The 20,382-nt window shown below is 69.1% G+C and carries 18 protein-coding genes and 3 pseudogenes; 12 read left to right on the top strand and 9 right to left on the bottom strand.

Annotated elements, in window-relative coordinates:
• Positions 1–133 precede the first annotated feature (133 nt).
• Positions 134–1,117 carry a LuxR family transcriptional regulator gene (locus ACIBB8_RS18210; protein WP_398953216.1) on the top strand — a complete coding sequence of 328 codons (984 nt, stop codon included), beginning with the start codon at positions 134–136 and terminating at the stop codon, positions 1,115–1,117.
• Positions 1,118–1,503: 386 nt separating this feature from the next.
• Here the strand turns inward: ACIBB8_RS18210 and ACIBB8_RS18215 are convergent, their stop codons facing one another.
• Positions 1,504–2,001: a YbhB/YbcL family Raf kinase inhibitor-like protein gene (locus ACIBB8_RS18215; RefSeq protein ID WP_398953218.1), complete on the bottom strand. Its 498-nt coding sequence runs from the start codon at positions 1,999–2,001 to the stop codon at positions 1,504–1,506.
• Positions 2,002–2,862: 861 nt separating this feature from the next.
• Here ACIBB8_RS18215 and ACIBB8_RS18220 point away from each other — a divergent pair.
• The 5 genes and pseudogenes from ACIBB8_RS18220 to ACIBB8_RS18240 all read left to right on the top strand — a co-directional run.
• Positions 2,863–3,915: an NAD(P)-dependent alcohol dehydrogenase gene (locus ACIBB8_RS18220; protein WP_398953220.1), complete on the top strand. Its 1,053-nt coding sequence runs from the start codon at positions 2,863–2,865 to the stop codon at positions 3,913–3,915.
• 92 nt (positions 3,916–4,007) lie between these two features.
• Positions 4,008–4,217, top strand: a complete 210-nt coding sequence (locus ACIBB8_RS18225; protein ID WP_398953223.1) for a hypothetical protein — start codon at positions 4,008–4,010, stop codon at positions 4,215–4,217.
• Positions 4,218–4,796: 579 nt separating this feature from the next.
• Positions 4,797–5,285, top strand: a pseudogene (locus ACIBB8_RS18230) (hypothetical protein); the annotation flags it as partial.
• A 397-nt stretch (positions 5,286–5,682) separates the two neighbouring features.
• A complete protein-coding gene (locus ACIBB8_RS18235; RefSeq protein WP_398953225.1) occupies positions 5,683–6,327 on the top strand; it encodes a protein-L-isoaspartate(D-aspartate) O-methyltransferase in 645 nt (214 codons plus the stop codon).
• Positions 6,328–6,589: 262 nt separating this feature from the next.
• Positions 6,590–6,766 (top strand): annotated as a pseudogene (locus tag ACIBB8_RS18240) (IS701 family transposase); the annotation flags it as partial.
• Positions 6,767–6,773: 7 nt separating this feature from the next.
• Here ACIBB8_RS18240 and ACIBB8_RS18245 read toward each other — a convergent pair.
• A complete protein-coding gene (locus ACIBB8_RS18245; protein ID WP_398953227.1) occupies positions 6,774–7,319 on the bottom strand; it encodes a DUF4142 domain-containing protein in 546 nt (181 codons plus the stop codon).
• 164 nt (positions 7,320–7,483) lie between these two features.
• Between ACIBB8_RS18245 and ACIBB8_RS18250 the strand changes: the two genes are divergently transcribed.
• Entirely contained in the window at positions 7,484–7,609 is a 126-nt protein-coding gene (locus ACIBB8_RS18250) for a hypothetical protein (protein ID WP_398953229.1), read from the top strand.
• 13 nt (positions 7,610–7,622) lie between these two features.
• Positions 7,623–8,069, top strand: a complete 447-nt coding sequence (locus ACIBB8_RS18255; RefSeq protein ID WP_398953231.1) for a hypothetical protein — start codon at positions 7,623–7,625, stop codon at positions 8,067–8,069.
• A 71-nt stretch (positions 8,070–8,140) separates the two neighbouring features.
• Here ACIBB8_RS18255 and ACIBB8_RS18260 read toward each other — a convergent pair whose 3' ends face one another.
• The 5 genes from ACIBB8_RS18260 to ACIBB8_RS18280 all read right to left on the bottom strand — a co-directional run bounded on the left by ACIBB8_RS18260 (position 8,141) and on the right by ACIBB8_RS18280 (position 11,096).
• Entirely contained in the window at positions 8,141–8,872 is a 732-nt protein-coding gene (locus ACIBB8_RS18260; protein WP_398953233.1) for a restriction endonuclease, read from the bottom strand.
• The gene (locus ACIBB8_RS18265; protein WP_382224359.1) at positions 8,869–9,078 is read right to left on the bottom strand and encodes a hypothetical protein; all 210 of its coding nucleotides are present in this window, start codon (positions 9,076–9,078) and stop codon (positions 8,869–8,871) included. The genes ACIBB8_RS18260 and ACIBB8_RS18265 overlap by 4 nt, the downstream gene beginning before the upstream one ends.
• Positions 9,079–9,290: 212 nt before the next feature.
• On the bottom strand, positions 9,291–9,908 hold the full coding sequence (locus tag ACIBB8_RS18270) for a hypothetical protein (RefSeq protein ID WP_398953235.1): 618 nt from the start codon (positions 9,906–9,908) through the stop codon (positions 9,291–9,293).
• A gap of 69 nt (positions 9,909–9,977) precedes the next feature.
• Positions 9,978–10,400 (bottom strand): secondary thiamine-phosphate synthase enzyme YjbQ, encoded by a 423-nt coding sequence (locus ACIBB8_RS18275; RefSeq protein ID WP_398953237.1) that lies wholly within the window; start codon positions 10,398–10,400, stop codon positions 9,978–9,980.
• Between the two features lie 135 nt (positions 10,401–10,535).
• The gene (locus ACIBB8_RS18280; protein ID WP_398953239.1) at positions 10,536–11,096 is read right to left on the bottom strand and encodes a GNAT family N-acetyltransferase; all 561 of its coding nucleotides are present in this window, start codon (positions 11,094–11,096) and stop codon (positions 10,536–10,538) included.
• Positions 11,097–11,202: 106 nt separating this feature from the next.
• On the opposite strand from ACIBB8_RS18280, the gene ACIBB8_RS18285 reads away from it, so the two are divergent.
• The gene (locus tag ACIBB8_RS18285) at positions 11,203–12,330 is read left to right on the top strand and encodes an NAD(P)-binding domain-containing protein (RefSeq protein WP_398953241.1); all 1,128 of its coding nucleotides are present in this window, start codon (positions 11,203–11,205) and stop codon (positions 12,328–12,330) included.
• A 402-nt stretch (positions 12,331–12,732) separates the two neighbouring features.
• On the opposite strand, the pseudogene ACIBB8_RS18290 reads toward ACIBB8_RS18285, so the two are convergent.
• Both ACIBB8_RS18290 and ACIBB8_RS18295 read right to left on the bottom strand, forming a co-directional pair.
• Positions 12,733–13,045 (bottom strand): annotated as a pseudogene (locus ACIBB8_RS18290) (hypothetical protein); the annotation flags it as partial.
• A complete protein-coding gene (locus ACIBB8_RS18295; RefSeq protein WP_398953243.1) occupies positions 13,046–14,851 on the bottom strand; it encodes an ABC transporter ATP-binding protein in 1,806 nt (601 codons plus the stop codon).
• A gap of 118 nt (positions 14,852–14,969) precedes the next feature.
• On the opposite strand from ACIBB8_RS18295, the gene ACIBB8_RS18300 reads away from it, so the two are divergent.
• The 3 genes from ACIBB8_RS18300 (at position 14,970) to ACIBB8_RS18310 (ending at position 20,188) form a co-directional block, all read left to right on the top strand.
• Positions 14,970–15,413 (top strand): MarR family winged helix-turn-helix transcriptional regulator, encoded by a 444-nt coding sequence (locus ACIBB8_RS18300; RefSeq protein ID WP_398953245.1) that lies wholly within the window; start codon positions 14,970–14,972, stop codon positions 15,411–15,413.
• A 164-nt stretch (positions 15,414–15,577) separates the two neighbouring features.
• Entirely contained in the window at positions 15,578–18,502 is a 2,925-nt protein-coding gene (locus tag ACIBB8_RS18305) for an FAD-binding and (Fe-S)-binding domain-containing protein (protein ID WP_398953385.1), read from the top strand.
• Positions 18,503–18,730: 228 nt separating this feature from the next.
• Positions 18,731–20,188: a Gfo/Idh/MocA family protein gene (locus ACIBB8_RS18310; protein WP_398953247.1), complete on the top strand. Its 1,458-nt coding sequence runs from the start codon at positions 18,731–18,733 to the stop codon at positions 20,186–20,188.
• The last annotated feature ends 194 nt before the right edge of the window (positions 20,189–20,382 follow it).

Below are 20,382 nucleotides of genomic sequence, written 5' to 3' on the forward strand. Positions count from 1 at the left end.
GGTCGTCGGCGGCTCCCGGACGGTACCCCGCGTCGCGCCCACTGGGTGCCGAAGACTGCCACTGGCACAGATCGGCCACCGGGCATCCGAACCGCCCGCCCGAAGCGCACGGGATCCGTCGATAATGCGGTATATGGCGAACGCAAAACTCAGCGAGGCTCTTCGGCTTCTGGGGATCGACCACGAGGCAGGCCGGGTCTATATGGCCCTGCTGGAGCTGGCGCCCGCTCCGCTGAGCGCGGTCGGGGCCGCGGCAGCCTTGGACGGCGCGGAACTTGCCGCGGCGTATGGCGAACTGGTCGACGCAGGCCTGGCCAGTGCCGCCGTGGAGGGCCAGGACGTAGTGGCCCCGGTTCCGCCCAGCGCAGGGCTGGAGATCCTCGGCCGGCACCGGGCGGCCGAGCTCGACGAGTCGCGCATCACCATCGGAGGCGCGTTCGAGTCGTTCCGGCGGCAGCGGCTCGCCGCGTACAACAACGATCTCGTCGAAGTCGTCACCGGGGAAGCCATCGGTCCCAGGATGCGCCAGGCCTGGACCAGTGCCCGCGAACAGATCCGGCAGTTCGACTCACCGCCGTACTTCCCCCTCTCCGGCGCCACCGACGATGCGCTGGCCACCCTCGCCCGCGGTGTGACACAGCGTGTCGTGTACTCCCGGGAGTCGCTGGAGCATCCGGGCCAACTGGAGGCCGTCATCGAACCGTGCATCGAGGCCGGTGAACAGGCCAGGGTACTGCCGTCGGTGCCGGTCAAGCTCGTGATCATCGACGACGCGTACGCGCTCGTGTCGTTGTCGATCAAGGAGGCCGATGTGCACAACACGATGCTGGTCGTGCAGCCGTGCGGGCTGCTCTCCGCGCTCGTGGCACTGTTCGAGCAGGCATGGCAGAACGCACTGCCCTTCCACGGCCGCACCGTCCAGCCAGGCGGCCTGCTGCCCGCCGACCGCCGCCTGCTGTGGCTCCTTGCCGGGGGCGCGAGCGACGAGGTCATCGCCCGGGAGATCGGAATCAGCCGCCGCACACTGTTCCGCCGGGTGCAGATCCTGATGGCCCGGCTGGGTGCCACGAGCCGGTTCCAAATGGCTCTGCAGGCGCAACGTTGCGGATGGCTGTGACCGGGGCATGCCCGTCTGCCCCGCCCGGGGCGATGCGTCGCCCCGGGCGGTTCGGTGCGCGACGGGGCAAAGCTTGCCAGGAGGGGCACTATTAGCTGGGCGGACACGTTACGAGGGCGCGGCGGTCGGCCGCACCCCCGTGGTCGTTGTTGGTCGTCACCGGTTGCTGTTGGCCGCCCTCGGACGGCCCAGGGACGGCGCGGGGACGGCCCAGGAGCGATCACTCAGGCCGGTCCCACTGGTCCAGCTTGATCTTCACCTGATGGTTGTGGTCTGCGTGCCAGAATCCCCTGCCTGCGACCTCTGCCCCCATGGCGGGCAGCTCCATGTCATGCAACCCAGACCCGGGGCACATCAGAGCCTCCACCGATCCCGGAGCGGTTCACTCATCGCTCGAAGGTGCCGTACACGGTTGCCCGCGCGATTGCGTGTGTGAACAGGAGGAAGTCCATGAGGGCAGGTGTCGTCGTCTCAGACACCTGCAGTTTGTCGACATCGACGGCATGCACCACGAGGAAGTAGCGGTCCGGGCCGTTGCCCGGGGGCGTCGCCGGGCCGAGGTACCTTCGGTAGCCGGCGTCGTTGGGCAGCGTCACCGCGCCGTCCGGCAGATCGCTGCCGTCTCCCGCTCCGGCCGGTAGGTCGGTTACGGAGGCCGGAAGGTTGGCCACGGCCCAATGCCAGAAGCCTGAGGCGGTGGGTACGTCAGGGTCGAACATCGCCACTGTGAAACTGCGCGTCTCCTCGGGAAACCCGGACCAGCTCAGCTGCGGTGAGATGTCCGATCCGCCCGCTCCCAAAATGCCGCTCACCTGCTCCAGGGCCAGCGGCTCACCGTTGGCCACCGACTCCGAGGTCACCGAGAAGCTCCTGATCGGCGGCATGAAATCGTAGGGACCATAGGGTTTGATCACGACAATCCCTCGTATTCGCGGGCATGCTTTCGTGCTCTGCGGCCAGTCCCACAGCTGGTCGTGCTCCCCGCACGGCAGGCGTCAAGACGCCCGCTGAACTGCATCGGTCACGAGTGAGGACACGCGGTCCGCGCCCCTCAGCGACCGAGACAGTGCTCACCATGACATGCGTCGCGGGCGGGGGCCGCATCTACTCGGTCCAGTGGGTCTGCTGCTGTGGCAGGGCTTGCCCAATTTGGCGCTTCACCGGAGCGAGCACTGCCGCCTTCGGCGAAGGAGACACGCGCCGGCGCAAGCTCGCCTCAGCGCGCCTATGCCGCCGCCATACAACGACGTATCCAGCCTGGAACTCCCATCCACCAAGGGTAGGTTCCGGGCGGGAACCGGGCCACCGCTGGCTGTGGGACGTACCCACGATGCCAGCACCGCTGCGCCACGCCGCCACTGCTCACAGCACCCGACCTCCCGGCCGGCGCAGGACGTGCAGCAGGCTGCTGCCGGCAGGACCTGCGACAGCACCCCAATTTCGACTGACCTTCGGTCAGCGACCGGACTGCTGTTATTCGGCGGGGAACGGCGGCTCGGTCGTACCTGGATTCCGGAGACATCAGTGAGGCACGCGCGGTGCCCAACCCGCCGCGGCCTGCCACCTCTTGTCGCCCTCCGTCCTCCGGATGCGTGGCAGCGGCAATCGCAGGAACCTGGTGATATCCGAAGCGGCGCGGCGGCCGCGGTGACCGCAGATGCATGAGCGCTCACTGACGCTGCACCGGCCCCACCGTTGCTTGCCAGCGAAAGCGAGGCACCCCTATGCAAATGCAAGCAGCCCGGATGCACGGATACAAAGAACCCCTTCGAATCGAAGAGGTTCCCGCGCCCGACCCCGCGCCGGAGGAGATACTGCTGAAGGTCGCGGCGACCGGAATGTGCCGGAGCGACTACCAGCTCCTCGACGGCTATTTCGAGGGCCCGTTCCCCGTGGACCTCCCCTTCATCCCCGGTCACGAGGTAACAGGCCGAGTAGCCGGCCTGGGCAGCGCCGTACCGAAATCGGTGGGCTACTCGGAGGGCGACATGGTCGTCGTGAACCCCAGTTGGGGAGACGGCACATGTCGGCAGTGCCGCGAAGGCAACGAACAGCTGTGCAGCGGCAACGGCAGGTGGGTGGGTTTCGGCCCTCCCGGAGGCTTTGCCGAGTACATGGCCGTGGAGTCCCGCCACGCCATTCCGGTCTCAGAGAGCGCCGCGAAAGCACCCGAGCTGCTCGCCCCGATGACCGACGCGGGCATGACGCCCTACCGAGGAATGAAGAAGATCCGGGACACGGGCAAGCTTGGCCCCGGCCGCATCGTCGCCATCACGGGCATCGGCGGCCTGGGCAGCTACGGGGTCCAGTACGCGAAGTTGCTCGGAAGCGGCGCGACCGTGGTGGCGCTCGCGCGCAAGGACAGCAAACTGGACGTGGCGAAGGAGAACGGCGCGGACTACGGGATCAACGTCCGCGACAAGTCCACCGGGGCCATCCAGGACGAACTGGAAAGGCTCACCGGCCGCAGGACGCTCGATGCCATCCTGGACTGCGTCGGCAGCAACGCGTCCATCTCGATGGGGTTCGACCTGCTGGGCCCGGAGGGGGTACTGGCGGCCGTGGGCCTCATGAGCCACCACGTCGAGCACAAACAGTTCCCCTTCGTGGGGATGGAACTGTCCTACCTCGGTTCCTTCTGGGGCAACCACATGGATCTCGTCGAGGTGCTCTCTCTCGCCGAAGCCGGCCTCGTCAAGCACAACGTCACCAAAGTCAAGCTCGAAGACATCAACGAGAACATGGAAGCCCTCGGCCGCGGCGACATCGTCGGCCGCCAGGTCATCGTCTTTGAATGACGACCACGCGGTAGGCGAGGCCAGCGGCAGGTCGCTGGCCGGCTCGATACGGTCCCTCTGCGAACCCGATTCCGTGCGCTGCGGCGCAGGAGTTGCCCCAACTCCCCCAGGGCCAGAGGCCGCAGGCGTACGGCAGCCGCGGCGGGCAGTGCGAGGTCGGCTTCCTCAGTAGCCGACCTGAACTCGGTCACCCGGCTGGTGAGTACGAGCGGATCGTCCTGGCGCAGGCCGTCTCGGAGGCGGCGCAGGGCCTCGCTCTGCACTTCGGGGCGCAACTCGTCGAAGCCGTCCAGGACGGGTAACAGACGTCCTCTGCGCAGGAGTTCGGTCGCCAATGTCTCCACGGAATCAGTCGGCGCGGCAAGCGCCGGATGGTCAACGACAAGGCGCCTGGCCACCCAGGACTCCAGGTCCTGACGGACCGGATCCCAGGATACCGGCGGCAGGATGACGGGCACGCGGCCACCGTGCTCTGCTCGCCGGAAGCGGTCGAGGGCGAAGCGCAGGGCCCGCACGGATTTCCCTGCTCCGGCATGCGGCGGCTGCGCGAGAGTCTGTCCCGTCAGGGCGCGGACCGGGCGCTGCTGAACGTACTGGAGGAGGTCGTCGGCGCCGACACAGAGGTGCCGGGGGTACGTGATCAGGCCATCTTCGCCGCCCACGGCACGCTCGTCCTGGACGGGGAGCTGCCCAGGCCGCCCGAGCACGACTCCGCGCGCTACAACACCCTGCCGGACGCAATGCCCCTGGTCGCCGGCGCACTGCGCCTCCCCGATCACGGGTCGCACCTTGCGCCCGACCGCCCCGGATCGCGCCGTGCGCGGAACGTGCCGACACTGGACTGGAGCGGCAGCGCGGCGGATGAGCGGCGGATGGGGCCCATGGACAGGAGCAGGAGCGGCGCGGAGGAGACGGACGTCTCGATCACCCCGCCCAAGACCCGGGCGGTAGGCGTGCCGCCACTGGCCAGCGCGCTGCGGTACTCCTTGGAACAGACGATGGTCCGCCGTACGGCGCTGACGCTGCTCAACCTCAACCAGACCAGGGGCCTCGACTGCCCGGAACCGGACCCCGCTCACCGGCACCGCAACGAGTACTGCGAGAACGGCGCCGAGCACGTGAGCGACGAGGCGACGTCACGACGGATCAAGGCCGGGCTCTTCCGGGAGCACCCGGTCTCCGAGCTGGCCGAACGATCCGCCCGGTGGCTCAACCAGCAGGGCCGGCTCACCGAGCCGATGGTCAAGCGGCCCGGCTCGGACCACTACGAACCCATCGGCTGGGACGCGGCCTTCGCACTGCCGGCCAGGGAACTGGCCCAGCTGGACTCCCTCGACAAGGCCGCCTTCTGCACATCGGGCCGCGTCAGCACCCCCCGGCGGCAGGGCCGTCTTCATCCGCAACTCCTACGCCATGCTGCGGGCGTCCCAAAGGCATCTGCTGTTGCAGACCCTGCGCTCCCACAACCAGTGGAACACCGTTCGGACCCGGCGGACCTCACCGCGCTCGGGCTCTCCGACGGCGAACGGGTGGACCTCGTGAGTGTCTGGACGGACGGCACCGAGCGCCGCCCGGAGGACTTCCGGCTGGTCGCCTACCCGACCACACCCGGCTGCGCCGCCGTCCACTACCCGGAGACCAATGTCCTGGTGCCGCTGGACAGTACGGCCGGGATCAGCAACACGCCGACGTCGAAGGGGATCGTGGTCAGACTGGAACGCACCACGACCGGGGCCGCCGGCGCCACCGACACGGCCCCACAGTCCGATGGCCCATGAAGGGACCCCCGAGGACCTGGTCCGCGCGGCCCACGCCGTGGGCGTGACCGACGACCGTCTCCTGGCGGCCGTACGGAGCATCCCCCGGGCGGAATTCGTCCCCGCGGACGAGGTGGCATCCGCGTACCGGGACACGCCCGTTCCGCTCCCCCACGGGCAGGTGACCACCCAGCCCTCCCTGATCGCCATGATGGTCTCCGCTCTCGACCTCACCGGAGACGAACAGGTCCTGGAGGTCGGGACCGGATACGGCTGGCAAACCGCGCTGCTGGCCCGCTTGGCCGCCTACGTCGTCAGCGTCGACCGCTGGCCCGACCTGGTCGACGAGGCCCGCCTGCGGCTGGCCGGGCAGGGCGTCGGCAATGCCGAGGTCGTACTCGGCGACGGGACCCTCGGGATGCCGACACGTGCCCCGTACGACGCCGTCATCGTCTGCGCGGCCTTCCCGCGAGTGCCTGAGCCGCTCGTGGAACAGCTCCGCACCGGTGGCCGACTCGTCCAGCCGATCGGGCAGGGCGGGCAGGAGCGCGTCGAGCTGTACGAGCGGCGGGCCCGCGGCCTGGTGCAACGCAGGACGGTCACCGCGGCCCGGTTCGTCCGGCTGTACGGCGCCCATGGCTACGACCAGCGGTGACGCGCTCAGCGCTGACAGTACCGGAGGCCAGCTCCCTGCCCTGCAGGGCACGGTGCACGTCCTCGGCGCCCGGGTGGTCACTGTCCGTGTCGTCGGCGGAGGCAACGGAGATGGCGGGACGCCTTCGCAAAGCCGTTGCGGTCCGAGGAGTCCTTGGCTGGCCGGACGCGACCCGCAGTATGTGATCTTGCTGGTTGGAACAAGTCAGCCAACAAGCGCGGCCACCGTTGATCATCGGCGCGTGAAGCCAAACGATCAGGCGGTGGCCGCGGGTCGCAGCGTAGACCCTGCCCGCTGGCAGGGGGCGTTCGAGGCCCTGATGGTCCAGATCACCGGCCGGTTCACACGGGTCGAACCCCTCTGACGGATACGGCGGTTGGTGCTCGGCCTGCTAGCGGACCTGCCGCGCAAGAACTGCTGGACCATCGCCGAATGGGCAGAAGCGCCTATGCGTGACACACGCCGCGCTTGACCATCTGGATGTGGCGTGCGACCACCGGGCGCGCGCTCTTGGCAAGGGACTTCACGAGCGGGTTGGTGCCCGAGCTGATCTCCTTGTCGATGAGCGCGAGAGTCTTCACGTGGGCGGGGTACTGGGCCTTGAGCCATGCGGCATCGTACGCGGGCGTCCCGGCGAGGGACTTGAGGGCGGCGGTTTGCCTCAGCTGCTCGTCCGTTTGCCTGGACGGCAGTGTCACGCCGACTTTTGCCGCGGTCTTGACGACACCGGCATCAAGGGCGTTGTGGTCGCGGAAGAGGTCGGCGCCAACCCGGTTGACGCAGGCGGTGGTCGCGGCGCTCTCGGCTTGCTGACCGGTCGTGATCTCCCACAGGTTTCCCTGGTGGGCTGCGGTCAGGAGCTGCCTGTCCAGAGTGGAGACCGCCGGCGAGAACGACGACGAAGCAAGAGCCGGGAGCGACGTGGCACCCATGACGCACAGGGTGGTGGCGCAGACGGCGGCGAAACGGGCACGGGATCGAGTCGTGTACATGAGTCCTCCACAGTCGCACGTGCAAGCCTCGACGAAACCCTCATCGTCATTGCTCAAAGTATGAGCAATCGAACCTATGCCATGATTCACCCGGTTGAGCCCCACGGCAACCCAGGACCCGGGCGCTCCCAAGAGAAGGCTAAAACCGGTAACCATTGGGGCAGATGCCACGGGCGAAGGGAACCGGCGCCGCCACTCTGACGATGCTGCACATCACCGTGATAACCACGGGGGCCGATCTGCGAGATGGGATCGACAAGGGCATCGAGGAACTGGAAGTAACGGCCTGATCCACTCTCTATCGTGCACCAGGCCGTAAGCGGGCAGGCCGCCCAGGAGACCACGACACAGGCTGTGGTCGGCGAGTTCAGCCGGATGCGTACGAACCTGCGGGAGGTTCGGGACCAGCCGGCCTCCGGCGGGGACATGCTGAACAGGGAGGTGCGCCGGGCCGTCGCCCAACTGCGGGATGAGATGCGCGAGGTGAAAGAAGCGGTCGATGCCCTCGCTCCACCCAACCCGCCTGTGCCCGCAGCACCCTTAACCGACAACGGCTCCGGGCCGGTTGCCCACGAGATTCCGCTGCCGCCGGAGACCACCGGGTCCCTCACCGCCGGGGCCGCACCGACCCCAGTCGCCGTGGCCGTCCGGACCGCGGCACCGCGGGACGGCGATGGCGCTGTCGACACGGACGGTCCGGTGGTGCCGGTGGTGTCGGTGGAGGAGATCCGGCGGGCCGTGCGCGTGTAACCCGCATCGCGCCGGTCTGCCTGTCTACTGCCGCCGCGACGGCCGGGCCCATCCATCGCGGCGGCGCGACCTCATGACAGGGCGGTCGGTTTGCGGGGCGGCGGGACGGCCCGGAGCAGCTCCCACAAGGGGCGTGAGCCGGACGCCCACGCTGCGAGGGTGTGGCGGTCGACGACGTGGAGGCGCTGCTGCTTGGCGAAGGCCAGGGCCGGTGCGGTGACCCGGCCGTTCGTCACGATCACCGCGACGTCGGCGCCGTGGACCTGGCGGGCGGTGCCGTTAAGGACCTGCAGGTCCGGTGAGCCGACTGCGGAGCCGGCGAGGCCGTTACGGCGGTGTTTGCACTGGATCACCCAGCGCCGCCCGTAGGGGTCGGTGGCCTTCACGTCGGCGCCCAGGTCGCCGCCACCCCCGACGCGGACGGCGTCCGGGCATCCGTCGCGGCGCATCAGGTCCCGCACCGCGTCCTCGAACCGAGAGTGATGCAGGGCATCCAGATGGGACAGCCCGTAGCGCAGGCCCTGCGCGCGGACCACTTCCCACCGCGCCCTCTGCTGCTTCTGGTAGAGCCAGCCGCCGCCGGCCAGCACCGCGAGCGCGCCGATGGCGACCATGACCCACCAATGGACCAGCAGCCAGTTGACGACGGCCACCACCAGGGCGATGGCCAGGACCACGGCAACGAGGAGGCCGATCAGCCGGTCGTCTGCACGCTGCCGCCGCCTCCCGGGCCTGCGGGTGCGACGCCGCGCCGGCGGGCGCCTGGCTGTCGCTGCCCGGCCCTTGCGGGCGCGGGGGCTCATCGGCCGGCCTGCGTGACGCCGCTCGCGAGCTGGCCCAAGAAGTCCAGGATTCCCCGTCCCACCGGGGTCGGAGCAATGAGCACGCCCAGCGCCAGAACGATGACCACGGTGAACTTCTCGTCCAATCGGCTCCGGGCCTCCGTACGGCGACGCAGCCGGAAGAAGACAATGACAGCGAGCAGCACAGCCACATTGATCGTCAACAACCGCCGGACCTCCCACCAGACCACGACTGTCCTCACGAAGGGCAGCGGACGCCCACCCCAGCCTTCTTGTGTAGCCCGGGCTCAGCGTTGCTGTGGTCGAGTTACCTGCGATTGGCAGAAAGCGTCCCCTGGCCGAATCCCGCAGGTGAACGGTCTCTCGGGCACCAGGCGGCGTCGTATCCCCACGGGGACGGGCGCCGACAGGCACGGCCTCAGCGGTCGATGTGCACGGGGAGGCAGAGGTCCCCCGCCACGCCCCCCGTGCTCTCCGGGCCCTCCGTGCTCCCTGATCCGGATCTGCTGTCCCTCCCGGATACTGGCGGGAATGCGGACCCTTTTGGTGCGCTGCTCATGAACCACCCGGCCGGACCCTTCGCACGTCGTGCAGTCCGCCGATCCCTGCGCGGCCACCCGGGTGGCGCAGGCCGGGCGAACCGAGCGACCTGACGGCCGGTGTCTGCGCTGCCGTCGCCCGTGAGGACCTTGACCGCGACCAGACGGTCGACCTTGGGATCGTGCGCCTTCCAAACCTGGCCGAACCCGCCCGCTCCGATCGGCTCGATGAGCCCGTCGTACTTGCCCCGCTCGTCGCGGAGCCACGGACCGAGCTTCGAACGGGTCACCGGGTCGGTGACACCGGACACCACCCAGTCGTCCGCCCAGTCGATGATGTGCCCGCCGACGGCCGCCGCGGCGGCTAGCACGTCTTCGCGCTGCCGCTCCGGCGACGTCGTCGCCGCCTTGACCCGCGACAGCCGGCGTACTCCGAGCAGGCACTTTCCGCAGCCGTCGTACGGCCGCTCAATCTCGTCCATGGTGGTACCGCGCATCTTTCTCCCGTTTCGCCGGAGCGTAAGGAGATTTGGCGGCCACACCCAGGACGATCTTGATCGCCTCGATCAGCCCAGGAAGCTCAACCGCACTTGACGGTTGTCTTTGTCCTTATTGGTGTCGACCAGGCACACCGACTGCCACGTACCCAGTTCCAGCCGTCCGCCGATCACCGGCAATGTGGCGTGCGGTGCGATGAGGGCCGGCAGGACGTGGTCGCGGCCGTGGCCGGGGCTGCCGTGGCGGTGCTGGTAGCGGTCGTCCGCAGGCAGCAGCGTGTGGAGGGTGGCGAGGAGGTCGTCGTCGCTGCCCGCTCCGGTTTCCAGGATGGCGATTCCGGCGGTGGCGTGGGGCACGAAAATGTTGAGCAGGCCGTGCCGGCCGACGGCGGCGCGGGTGAGGAACCGTACACAGTCGTCCGTCAGGTCGGTGACCGTTTCGGCGCCACCGGTCGTGATGTGCAGAACGCTGGTGATGAAGGCATCGGGCATGCCCCCCATCTTCTCGCTCGTGGCGCGAGACGGCGCATCCACGTTCCGAGATCGGCGGTGACGATCGCGGCGACCGGTGAACAACGGACGCGGCCCGTCGTGTCGCCGTGGCGGCCCTGTTCGCGTATGGATACGTCAGGTGGCGTGCAGGACTGACGCCGAGTAACAGTCCTCGTGGCCTGCCCGCAAGGTCTTCTCGAGAAGTGTGAACGACTTGGGTGTACCGCCCGGCTGCGGCTTACCCGTCTTGTGACCGACGACCCGGTAGCCGCCGTCCAGGTAGTAGGCGTTCAGGCGCGCGTTGCCGGCCAGGCAGTCCAGACGTACGAACGCCCGCCCCGCGGTGGCCACGCGATGTTCCGCGGCTTGCAGCAGCAGCCGCCCGGCCCCGGGCGGGGCGCTGCTGCGGTCCACCATCAGCCGGTGCACGTAACCGGCCACCGGCGGCTGCGGCCCCCAGGCCTCCTCGTCCTCCCACCACAACTCCCAGGCCCCGGCCACGCGGTCGTCGACCTCGGCGAGCCAGACTTCACCGCCGCTCACCATGATCCGGCGGAAGTGGTCCTCATTCAGCTCGCCGGGCTGCCACTGGCCGGTGATGCCCTGGGCGAGCATCCAGCGGGCAGCATCGTCACGCACGCGAACGAGAGTGGCGAGGTCGGCATCCTCGGCGAGGCGGAAGTTCAGATTATTCATCGCGCGATCCTCGCACGAACCTCCGCGAGCCCCCAGGGGTGCTCGGCGCTGAACGCCCGGGCCGCTGACCGGGAAGATCCCCGACCCCGAAGTGGTTGGTAGAAGCGTGAACAACTTTGGGGTCGGGGCAGCACGCGAAGTGGACGTGGTCGTGATCGGCGCCGGACAGGCTGGTCTGTCCGGCGCCTATCATCTGCGCCGCGCAGGTCTGGAGCCCGACCACGACTTCGTCGTGCTCGACCACGCGCCCCGTCCGGGCGGCGCCTGGCAGTTCCGGTGGCCCTCGCTGACGTACGGCAAGGTCCACGGTATGCATGCGCTGCCCGGCATGGAACTGTCCGGCGCCGACGACAGCCGCCCGTCGTCCGAAGTGATCGGCGAGTACTTCGACGCGTACGAGCGCACCTTCGACCTGCGGGTCCACCGGCCCGTGGAAGTGAGTGCGGTGCGGGAGGGCGACGGCGGGAGATTGCTCGTCGAGACCTCCGAGGGTGCGTATGCCACGCGCGCCCTGATCAACGCCACCGGCACCTGGGATCGGCCGTTCTGGCCGCGTTACCCGGGCCAGGAGACCTTCCGGGGGCGTCAGCTGCACACCGCGAACTATCCGGGGCCCCAGGAGTTCGCGGGGCGGCGGGTGGTCGTGGTCGGTGGCGGCGCCTCCGGCACTCAGCATCTGATGGAGATCGCCGAGGTGGCGGCGGACACCTTCTGGGTGACGCGTCGGCCTCCGGTCTTCCGGGAGGGGCCGTTCGGCGAGGACCAGGGGCGGGCCGCCGTCGCCATGGTGGAGGAGCGCGTACGGCGGGGGCTGCCGCCGCAGAGCGTGGTGAGCGTGACCGGGCTGCCGATCACCGACGCCGTGCGTCGGGCCCGGGAGGAGGGAGTGCTCGACCGCCTGCCGATGTTCGACCGGATCACTCCGACCGGGGTGGCGTGGAACGACGGACGGACGGTGGACGCCGATGTGATCCTCTGGGCGACCGGATTCCGCGCCGCCATCGACCATCTCGCGCCGCTGCGGCTGCGCGAGCCCGGCGGCGGTATCCAGGTCGAAGGCACACAGGCCGTACGGGACCCGCGGATCCATCTGGTCGGGTACGGGCCGTCCGCGAGCACCATCGGTGCCAATCGGGCAGGGCGGGCGGCGGTGCGTGCCATCAGGCAGCTGCTGAAAGCCGGCAGGGACGACGTCGTCGGCCGCGGGGGCGAGCACACCGCCGTTCTGGTGTGACCTCGCCCTTCAGCTGCCGCTCGCTCGTTCGCCATGCGGGCACGCTGTCCCGGGCCGTCGGCGACTCGTGCCGGGACGACACAGCTCCGCACCGCGAGGACAGAACACACGAACAGGGGATCGGGTGTTCGCTGGAACGCGTGATCGTATGGCCGATCGTTGCTCAACTCGCCTGCGGCACCTGATGATTACAGGGCGCAAACAACGGGCTGCAGACCGCGACTGCGCTGTCCCAGAGATGCACCATGTACGAGGGGAAACACCTGATGAACGTCCTGACCAACCTGCTTGCCGGACTCGTCCACTTCGTGGGTTGGCTCGTCTGACCTCTGCTCCGCCCCGGCGCCGTCGCTCCCCGTCCCACGGGAGCGGCGGCGCCGTCGCGTGTGCCGTCTCAGCCTCAGCTCCCCGGCCCGGTGAACTCGGGCAGGCAGCGAACTCGGGTATCACGGTGACCGCCTCCGCGAGCGCGCCGAGGGTGCGGCGGACCCGAATGAGGGGGTGGTCGGGGAACTCGGCGTCCCACCGCTCATGGTCGGCCGCGTGGAACGGCAGACCGCCCTGGACGTCAGGAGCGTAGGGGTGGAGCCGGAAGTACTGTGCCGGCCCTACCCTGGCCGACGCCACCGCTTCCCACATCCCTGTCATGCCATGTTCGGCCCGCCTGGGCCTTCACCACCGTGCTGCACCCGGCGCGCGGCAGGGTAGAGCTTCCTCAGCTTGTCACGGGGGCGGGTTGGGTGTCCCGGCGGACAAGCGCGGCGTAGCGGCCGTCCTGCTGGAGCAACTCCTCGTGGCTGCCGCGCTCGGTGGTCCGGCCGCCGTCGAGGACGACGATCTGGTCCGCGTCGCGAACGGTGGAGAGGCGATGAGCGATGGTGATCGTGGTGCGCCCTGCGGACAGTGCGTCGATCGCCTCCTGTACGGCGAATTCGGTACGGGTGTCGAGGGCGCTGGTCGCCTCGTCGAGGATCAGGACGGGCGGATCACGCAGGATGGTGCGGGCGATGGCCAGTCGCTGTTTCTCGCCGCCGGAGAAGCGGTAGCCGCGCTCGCCGACCAGGGTGTCGTAGCCGTCGGGCAGCGAGGCGATGTGATCGTGGATCTGTGCCGCGCGGGCAGCCGCCTCGATCTCGGCATCCGTCGCGTCCGGCTTGGCGAAGCGCAGGTTCTCGGCGACGGAGGCGTGGAAGAGGTACGTCTCCTGGGAGACCACACCGACGGCGCGGGCGAGCGTGTCGAAGTCCAGTTCGCGTACGTCGACACCGTCGAGCGTGACCCGGCCGCCGGTGACGTCGTACAGCCGTGGCACCAGGTAGCTGAGCGTGGACTTGCCGGAACCGGTGGGTCCGACAACGGCGAGGCTGCCGCCGGCCGGCACGGTGACATCGACGCCGCTGAGGGTCGGGCCGCTCTTCTCGTCGTAACTGAAGTCCACGTCCTCGAAGCGGATCTCGCCGCGGATCTTCTCCAGTTGGACGGGTTCCTCGGGCTCGGTGATGTCCACCCTGAGGTCGAGATACTCGAAGATCCGCTGGAAAAGTGCGAGGGACGTCTGTATCTGCACCCCGGTAGAGAGCAGGCTCACGGCGGGCCGGAAGAGGCCCTGCTGGAGCGAGACGAAGGCGACGAGCGTGCCGATGGAGACAGCGGGTCCGCCGAACTGCAGGGCGATTCCTGCGGCCCAGTAGATGACGGCGGGCATGGCGGCCATGACGATGCCGATCGTCGACATTCGCCACCGGCCGGCCATGCTGGAGCGCACTTCGAGGTCGACCAGGCGCTCGGACTCGTCGGCGAAGCCCTGGGTGAGGGAGTCCGCCCGGCCCATCGTCCGGCCGAGCAGGATGCCGCTCACGGAGAGGGACTCGGTGACCGTGGCCGCCATGGCGGCCATCTGCTTCTGGCGCTGGGTGGTGATCTTCTTGCGCTCGCGGCCGACCCGGCGGCTGATCCAGACGAAGACCGGCAGCAGGAGGAGCGAGACGAGAGTGAGCCGCCAGTCGAGCGCCAGCATGGCAACGACCGTGGCGATGACCGCCGTCAGGTTGGAGACCAGCGAGGTGGCGGTGGACGTGACCGTGGCCTGCATGCCGCCGATGTCATTGGCGATACGGGACTGCACCTCGCCGGTGCGGGTCTTCGTGAAGAAGGCGAGCGGCATCCTCTGCAGCTGGGCGTAGACGGACGTGCGCAGGTCATGCATGACGCGCTGGCCGACGGTGGTGGAGATCAGGGTCTGCAGGACGCCGAAGACGCTGTTCATCACGGCGGTGAGAATCATGCCGAGTGCGAGCAGCGAGAGCAGTCCCGTCCGCCCCTGGGGAATGGCCGTGTCGAGGATCTCGCGGAGCAGGAACGGCGAGGCGACCGACACCAGCGACGAGGCGCCGACGAGCAGTCCGACCAGCGCGAGTCGGCCGCGGTACGGGTGGAAGAGGCGGAGGATGCGACGCAGCTCGGCGGGTGGCCGCACGCCGTCCCTGGGTGGGGGTGTCCACGTGGGTTCGTCGGGTTTCATGGGCTCCTTCGACAAGCGTGACGGAGGGAGACGGCCGCAGGCGGCAGTCCGACCTTTGCGAGCATAGCTCATTGTTACCTATACTCACAATGAACGTCCTCCTGATACTGTTCCCTCCATGGACTCCCCCGACTCCGACGGCCTGCTGGCCGAGCAGCTGCTGCGGCTCACCCGCCGGCTCCAGCGCATCCAGAGCCGCCAGCTGGAGCCGATCGGCATCACGCCGGCCCAGTTCCGGCTGCTCCGCACGGTCGCCCACTACGACGGGCCGCCCCGAATGGCGGATCTCGCGCAGCGCCTGGATGTCGTGCCGCGCGCCGTGACCAGCCTGGTCGACGCATTGGAGGCGAGCGGCCGGGTGCGCCGCACCCCGGACCGGGACAGCCGCCGGGTGGTCCGGATCGAGATCACCGACGAGGGCCGCGCCACACTGCGCTCGCTGCGCGACGCGCGGAGGGCGGCCGCGGAGGAGATCCTGGCTCCCTTGACAGCCGATCAGCGTGAGGTGCTGGGCGGGCTACTGTCCGCTCTGGTCGCGGGAATGCCGGAGCGTAGCTGCTGAGGCTCCGCCTTCGGATGGTGCCGGGTGCCGGGGCGGCTCGGCACAGCCCCGTGCCGGGCCGGTTCGCCGGGCGGCCTCGAGGCTTAGCACCGATCATGAGCGGTGCGAATCCTCGCGGTAGAAAGGTGGGAGTACCGCACCGATCCACCGAGGAGGCCATCGCGATGCCGCTGCTGGAGCCGAAACCGGAAGTCCTCCGCCCGGGTGCGGCACGCACCCCGTCCCCGGACCGGGTCCCCGACGTGCGGGCCACGGGCACGCCCGAGCCGCTGCGCGGCGAACTGACCGCGCTGCTCGGACCGGAGAAGGTCTTGTGGACCGTCTCCGACCTGGTGAAATACGCCTCCGACGCCAGCCCCTACCGGTTCGTCCCACAGGTCGTCGTCGTCCCGGAGGACATCGACGACATCTCAGCGATCCTGTCGTACGCGCACGGCAAGGGCCGCGAAGTCGTCTTCCGGGCCGCGGGCACCAGCCTGAACGGCCAGGCGCAGGGCGAGGACATTCTCGTCGACGTCCGCCACCACTGGGCGGGCATCGAGGTGCTGGACGACGGTGCGCGGGCCCGGATCCGCCCCGGGACCACAGTCATGCGCGCCAATGCCACCCTCGCCCGGTACGGCAGGCTGCTGGGCCCCGACCCGGCCAGCGCCATCGCGTGCACGATCGGCGGGGTCGTCGCCAACAACGCCTCCGGAATGACCGCGGGCACCACCCGCAATTCGTACCGCACCGTCGCCTCGCTCACCTTCGTGCTGCCGAGCGGCACGGTCGTCGACACGGCCGATCCGGCGGCGGACGAACTGCTCGCCCACGCCGAACCACAGCTGTGCGAGGGGCTGCTGGCCCTGAAGGCGGAGATCGAGGCGGACGCGCAACTGACCGCCCGGATCCGCGCCAAGTACGAGATCAAGAACACCAACGGCTACCGGCTCGACGCGTTCCTGGACGGCTCGACCCCCGTACAGATCCTGCGCGGGCTGATGGTCGGCTCGGAGGGCACCTTCGGTTTCATCTCCGAGGTCGTCTTCGACACGCTGCCGCTGGACCGAAAGGTCTCCAGCGCGCTGCTCTTCTTCCCCTCGCTGACTGCCGCCGCCGCTGCCGTGTCCCGCTTCAACGAGGCGGGGGCGATCGCCGTCGAGCTGATGGACGGCAACACGCTGCGGGCGTCGGTGAGCGTCCGGGGCGTGCCCGCGGACTGGGCCGAGCTGCCGAAGGAGACGGCGGCGCTGCTGGTGGAGTTCCGGGCTCCGGACGAGCCGGGGCAGGAGGCGTACGAGCGGGCGGCGGCCGCGGTCGTCGAGGGGCTGGACCTTGTCGCGCCGGTCGCCTCGGTGACCAATGAGTTCACCCGCGAGGCCAAGGTCATCTCGGGTTACTGGAAGGCCCGGAAGGCGTTCGTCACCGCGGTCGGCGGCTCCCGCCCGTCCGGTACGACTCTGATCACGGAGGACTTCGCGGTCCCGCCGTCGCTGCTCGCCGACGCCTGCGAATCCCTCCTCCGGCTCCAGGCGGAGCACGGTTTCGACGCCGCCGTCGCGGGCCATGCCGCGCACGGCAATCTGCACTTCCTGCTCGCGTTCGATGCGGCGAAGCCGTCCGATGTCGACCGGTACGCCGCGTTCATGGACGACTTCTGCCGGCTGACCGTGGAACGCTTCGACGGCTCGCTCAAGGCGGAGCATGCCACCGGTCGCAATATCGCGCCCTTCCTGGAACTGGAGTGGGGCCCGAAGGCGACCGAGCTGATGTGGCGTACGAAGCAGGTCATCGACCCCGACGGGGTGCTCGCGCCGCGGATCGTCCTCGACCGTGACCCGAAGGCCCATCTGCGCGGGCTGAAGACCATTCCCAAGGTCGAGCTGATCGCCGACCCGTGCATCGAGTGCGGGTTCTGCGAACCCACCTGTCCCAGTCACGACCTCACCACCAGCCCGCGTCAACGGATCGTGCTGCGACGGGAGATGATGCGCCAGCCCGGCGGTTCGCCGGTGGAGACCGGGCTCCTCGACGCGTACGGGTACGACGCCGTCGACACCTGCGCCGGTGACTCCACCTGCAAACTCGCCTGCCCGGTCGGCATCGACACCGGCGCCATGATGAAGGACTTCCGCCACCAGCGGCACTCGCCGCGCGAGGAACGGATCGCAGCACTCACCGCGAGGAACTTCAAGGCGGTGGAGGCCTCGGCGCGGCTCGCGGTCGCCGCCGCCGACAAGATCGGCGACCGGCTGCTGGAAACCGTCACCGGGCTCGCCCGCAAGGCCGTACGTCCCGATCTGGTGCCCGAGTGGCTGCCCGAGATCCCCGGCGCGGCGCCCCGCAAGCTGCCCCGCACCTCGCGGGTCGGGGCGAGCGCCGTCTACTACCCGGCATGCGTGAACCGTATCTTCGGCGGTCCGGAAGGCCACCGTGGCCCGTCGCTGCCGCAGGCCGTCGTCGCCGTCTCGGCCCGCGCCGGAAAGCCGGTATGGATCCCGGAGGACGTCGCGGGGACCTGCTGCTCGACGATTTGGCATTCCAAGGGCTACGACGAGGGCAACGCCGTGATGGCCAACCGCATCGTGGAGGCCGCCTGGGGCTGGACAGCGGGCGGAAAGCTGCCGCTGGTCGTCGACGCCTCGTCGTGCACGCTGGGCATCGCCCATGAGGTGGTGCCCTATCTCACCGAGGACAACCGGGAGTTGCACCGGGAGCTGACAGTCGTCGACTCCCTCGTCTGGGCGGCCGACGAGCTGCTGCCGGAACTGACGATCCTGCGGAAGACCGGCTCGGCGGTGCTGCACCCGACGTGCTCCATGCAGCATCTCGGCGACGTGGAGCAGTTGCGTACAGTCGCCGAGGCGTGTGCGGAGGAGGTTGTCGTACCGGACGACGCCGGGTGCTGCGCGTTCGCGGGCGACCGCGGGATGCTGCACAAGGAACTGTCCGCGTCGGCCACGGCGAAGGAAGCGGCCGAGGTCAACTCCCGTGAGTACGACGCCTATCTCTCCGCGAACCGGATGTGCGAGATCGGCATGGACCGGGCCACGGGGCGCGCGTACCACTCGGTCCTGATGGAACTGGAGCGGGCGACGCGCCCCTGACGCGCCTCTCGCACGACCGCGTACGCAACCGGCCACCGGGTCCCGCCACATCCGCCGGGCCCGGTGGTCGGCGTTCCTGGACGCCCGGGGAGTCGCGTACAAAAGTCCATGGTTTCGGTTTCGAGAGTCCAAGCCCTCCCCTTGCGTATCAGCAGTCTCAACTATCAAGGTCATGACCGAGGTTCACAGCAAAAGCCGCGCACGTCAGACCCCTCTCCTGGAGGATCGATGAACGACGCAGCACAGCAGAGCCACGGTACGGAGGACGGCGACGACGGCTCAATGAGCCGTCGTTCGGTCCTGTGGACGACCGCCGCCGGCGTGGCCGGTGCCGGGCTCGGACTCGGCGGTCTCGGCAGCACCGCATCCGCCGCCACCCCCCTCGGCTCCGATTCCGCCGCCGGTGCACAGGCCCAGACGGCCACGCCGAAGCGCCAGGGCGCCACCATGGTGGGAGTGCCGTTCGAAGGGCGTTCCACCGTCAGGGTCGGCCTGGTCGGCCTCGGCAACCGCGGCGGGAGCATGATCGACCTCTATCTCGCCGTCCCCGGAGTGCAGGTCGTCGCCGTGTGCGACCCGGTCAAGGAGAAGGCCCAGCAGGCCGCCGCGAAGGTGACCGCCGCCGGTCAGCCGGCGCCCGCCGTCTACACCAACGGCGAGGACGACTACGAGAATCTCTGCAAGCGCGGGGACATCGACTTCGTCTATGTGGCGACTCCCTGGGACTTCCACTTCGAGATGGCGAAGACCGCCATGCTCCACGGCAAGCATGTCGGGGTGGAGTGTCCGATCGCTCTCCAGCTCGATCAGCTCTGGGAGCTGGTCGATCTCTCCGAGCGCACCAGACGGCACTGCATGCAGTTGGAGAACTGCTGTTACGGTCGGAACGAGATGCGGGTGCTCCGCATGGCGCACGCCGGTCTCTTCGGCGATCTGCTGCACGGCGCGGGCGCGTACAACCACGATCTGCGCGGCTTGATGTTCGACCCGGACTACTACGAGGGTCCGTGGCGCCGGCTGTGGCACACCCGGCTGCGCGGCGACCTCTACCCCAACCACGGGTTCGGTCCGGTTGCCAACTACATGAACCTCAACCGCGGGGACCGTGCGGTGAGCATCACCAGCGTCGGTTCGCCGTCCCTGGGGCTCGCCGAGTACCGGAAGAAGCACATGCCGGCAGGCGACCCGAGCTGGAAGGAGACCTATATCGAGAGCGACCGCACGATCAGTCTCGTCCAGACCGCCAAGGGACGGGTCATCCGGCTGGAGCACGACGTGTCCACACCGCATCCGTACTCGCGGATCAACAGCCTCGGCGGCACGAAAGGACTCTTCGAGGACTATCCGGCCCGCATCTATATCGAGCCCGACCACACCAACGACACCTGGGGCGACTTCGGCAAGTACGCCGACTGGGACCACTGGCTGTGGAAGGAACACGCCAACCCGCCCGGCGGGCACGGCGGAATGGACTACATGCTGGTGTTCCGGCTGATGCAGTGCATGCGTCTGGGGCTCGTTCCCGACTTCGATGTGTACGACGCGGCGACCTGGACGTCTCCCGTACCGCTCAGCCACCTCTCCATCAAGGCGAAGGGCGCGCCGCAGCAGATCCCGGACTTCACCCGCGGCAAGTGGAAGAACGCCCGCCCCGGCATGGACTCGGAGAAGCCCGCGAAGGCCTGACGGCCGGCACGACGCTGCGGGGCCCGGCCGCAAAGGCCGGGCCCCGCAGTGCGACCTCCCGCGGCCCGTTCGGTGACCTTGGCGCGAAGTGCGCATTCCGTGGAAAAACCCTTTGCTTCGACCGGGGCCCCCGGGTGAACCTTGCACGGTTTGAGTCAGCCACCGAACAAAAACCGATCCTCAGAACCATGGGA

It is taken from the genome of Streptomyces sp. NPDC051286, from assembly GCF_044455345.1.
In the GTDB taxonomy this organism is placed as follows: domain Bacteria; phylum Actinomycetota; class Actinomycetes; order Streptomycetales; family Streptomycetaceae; genus Streptomyces.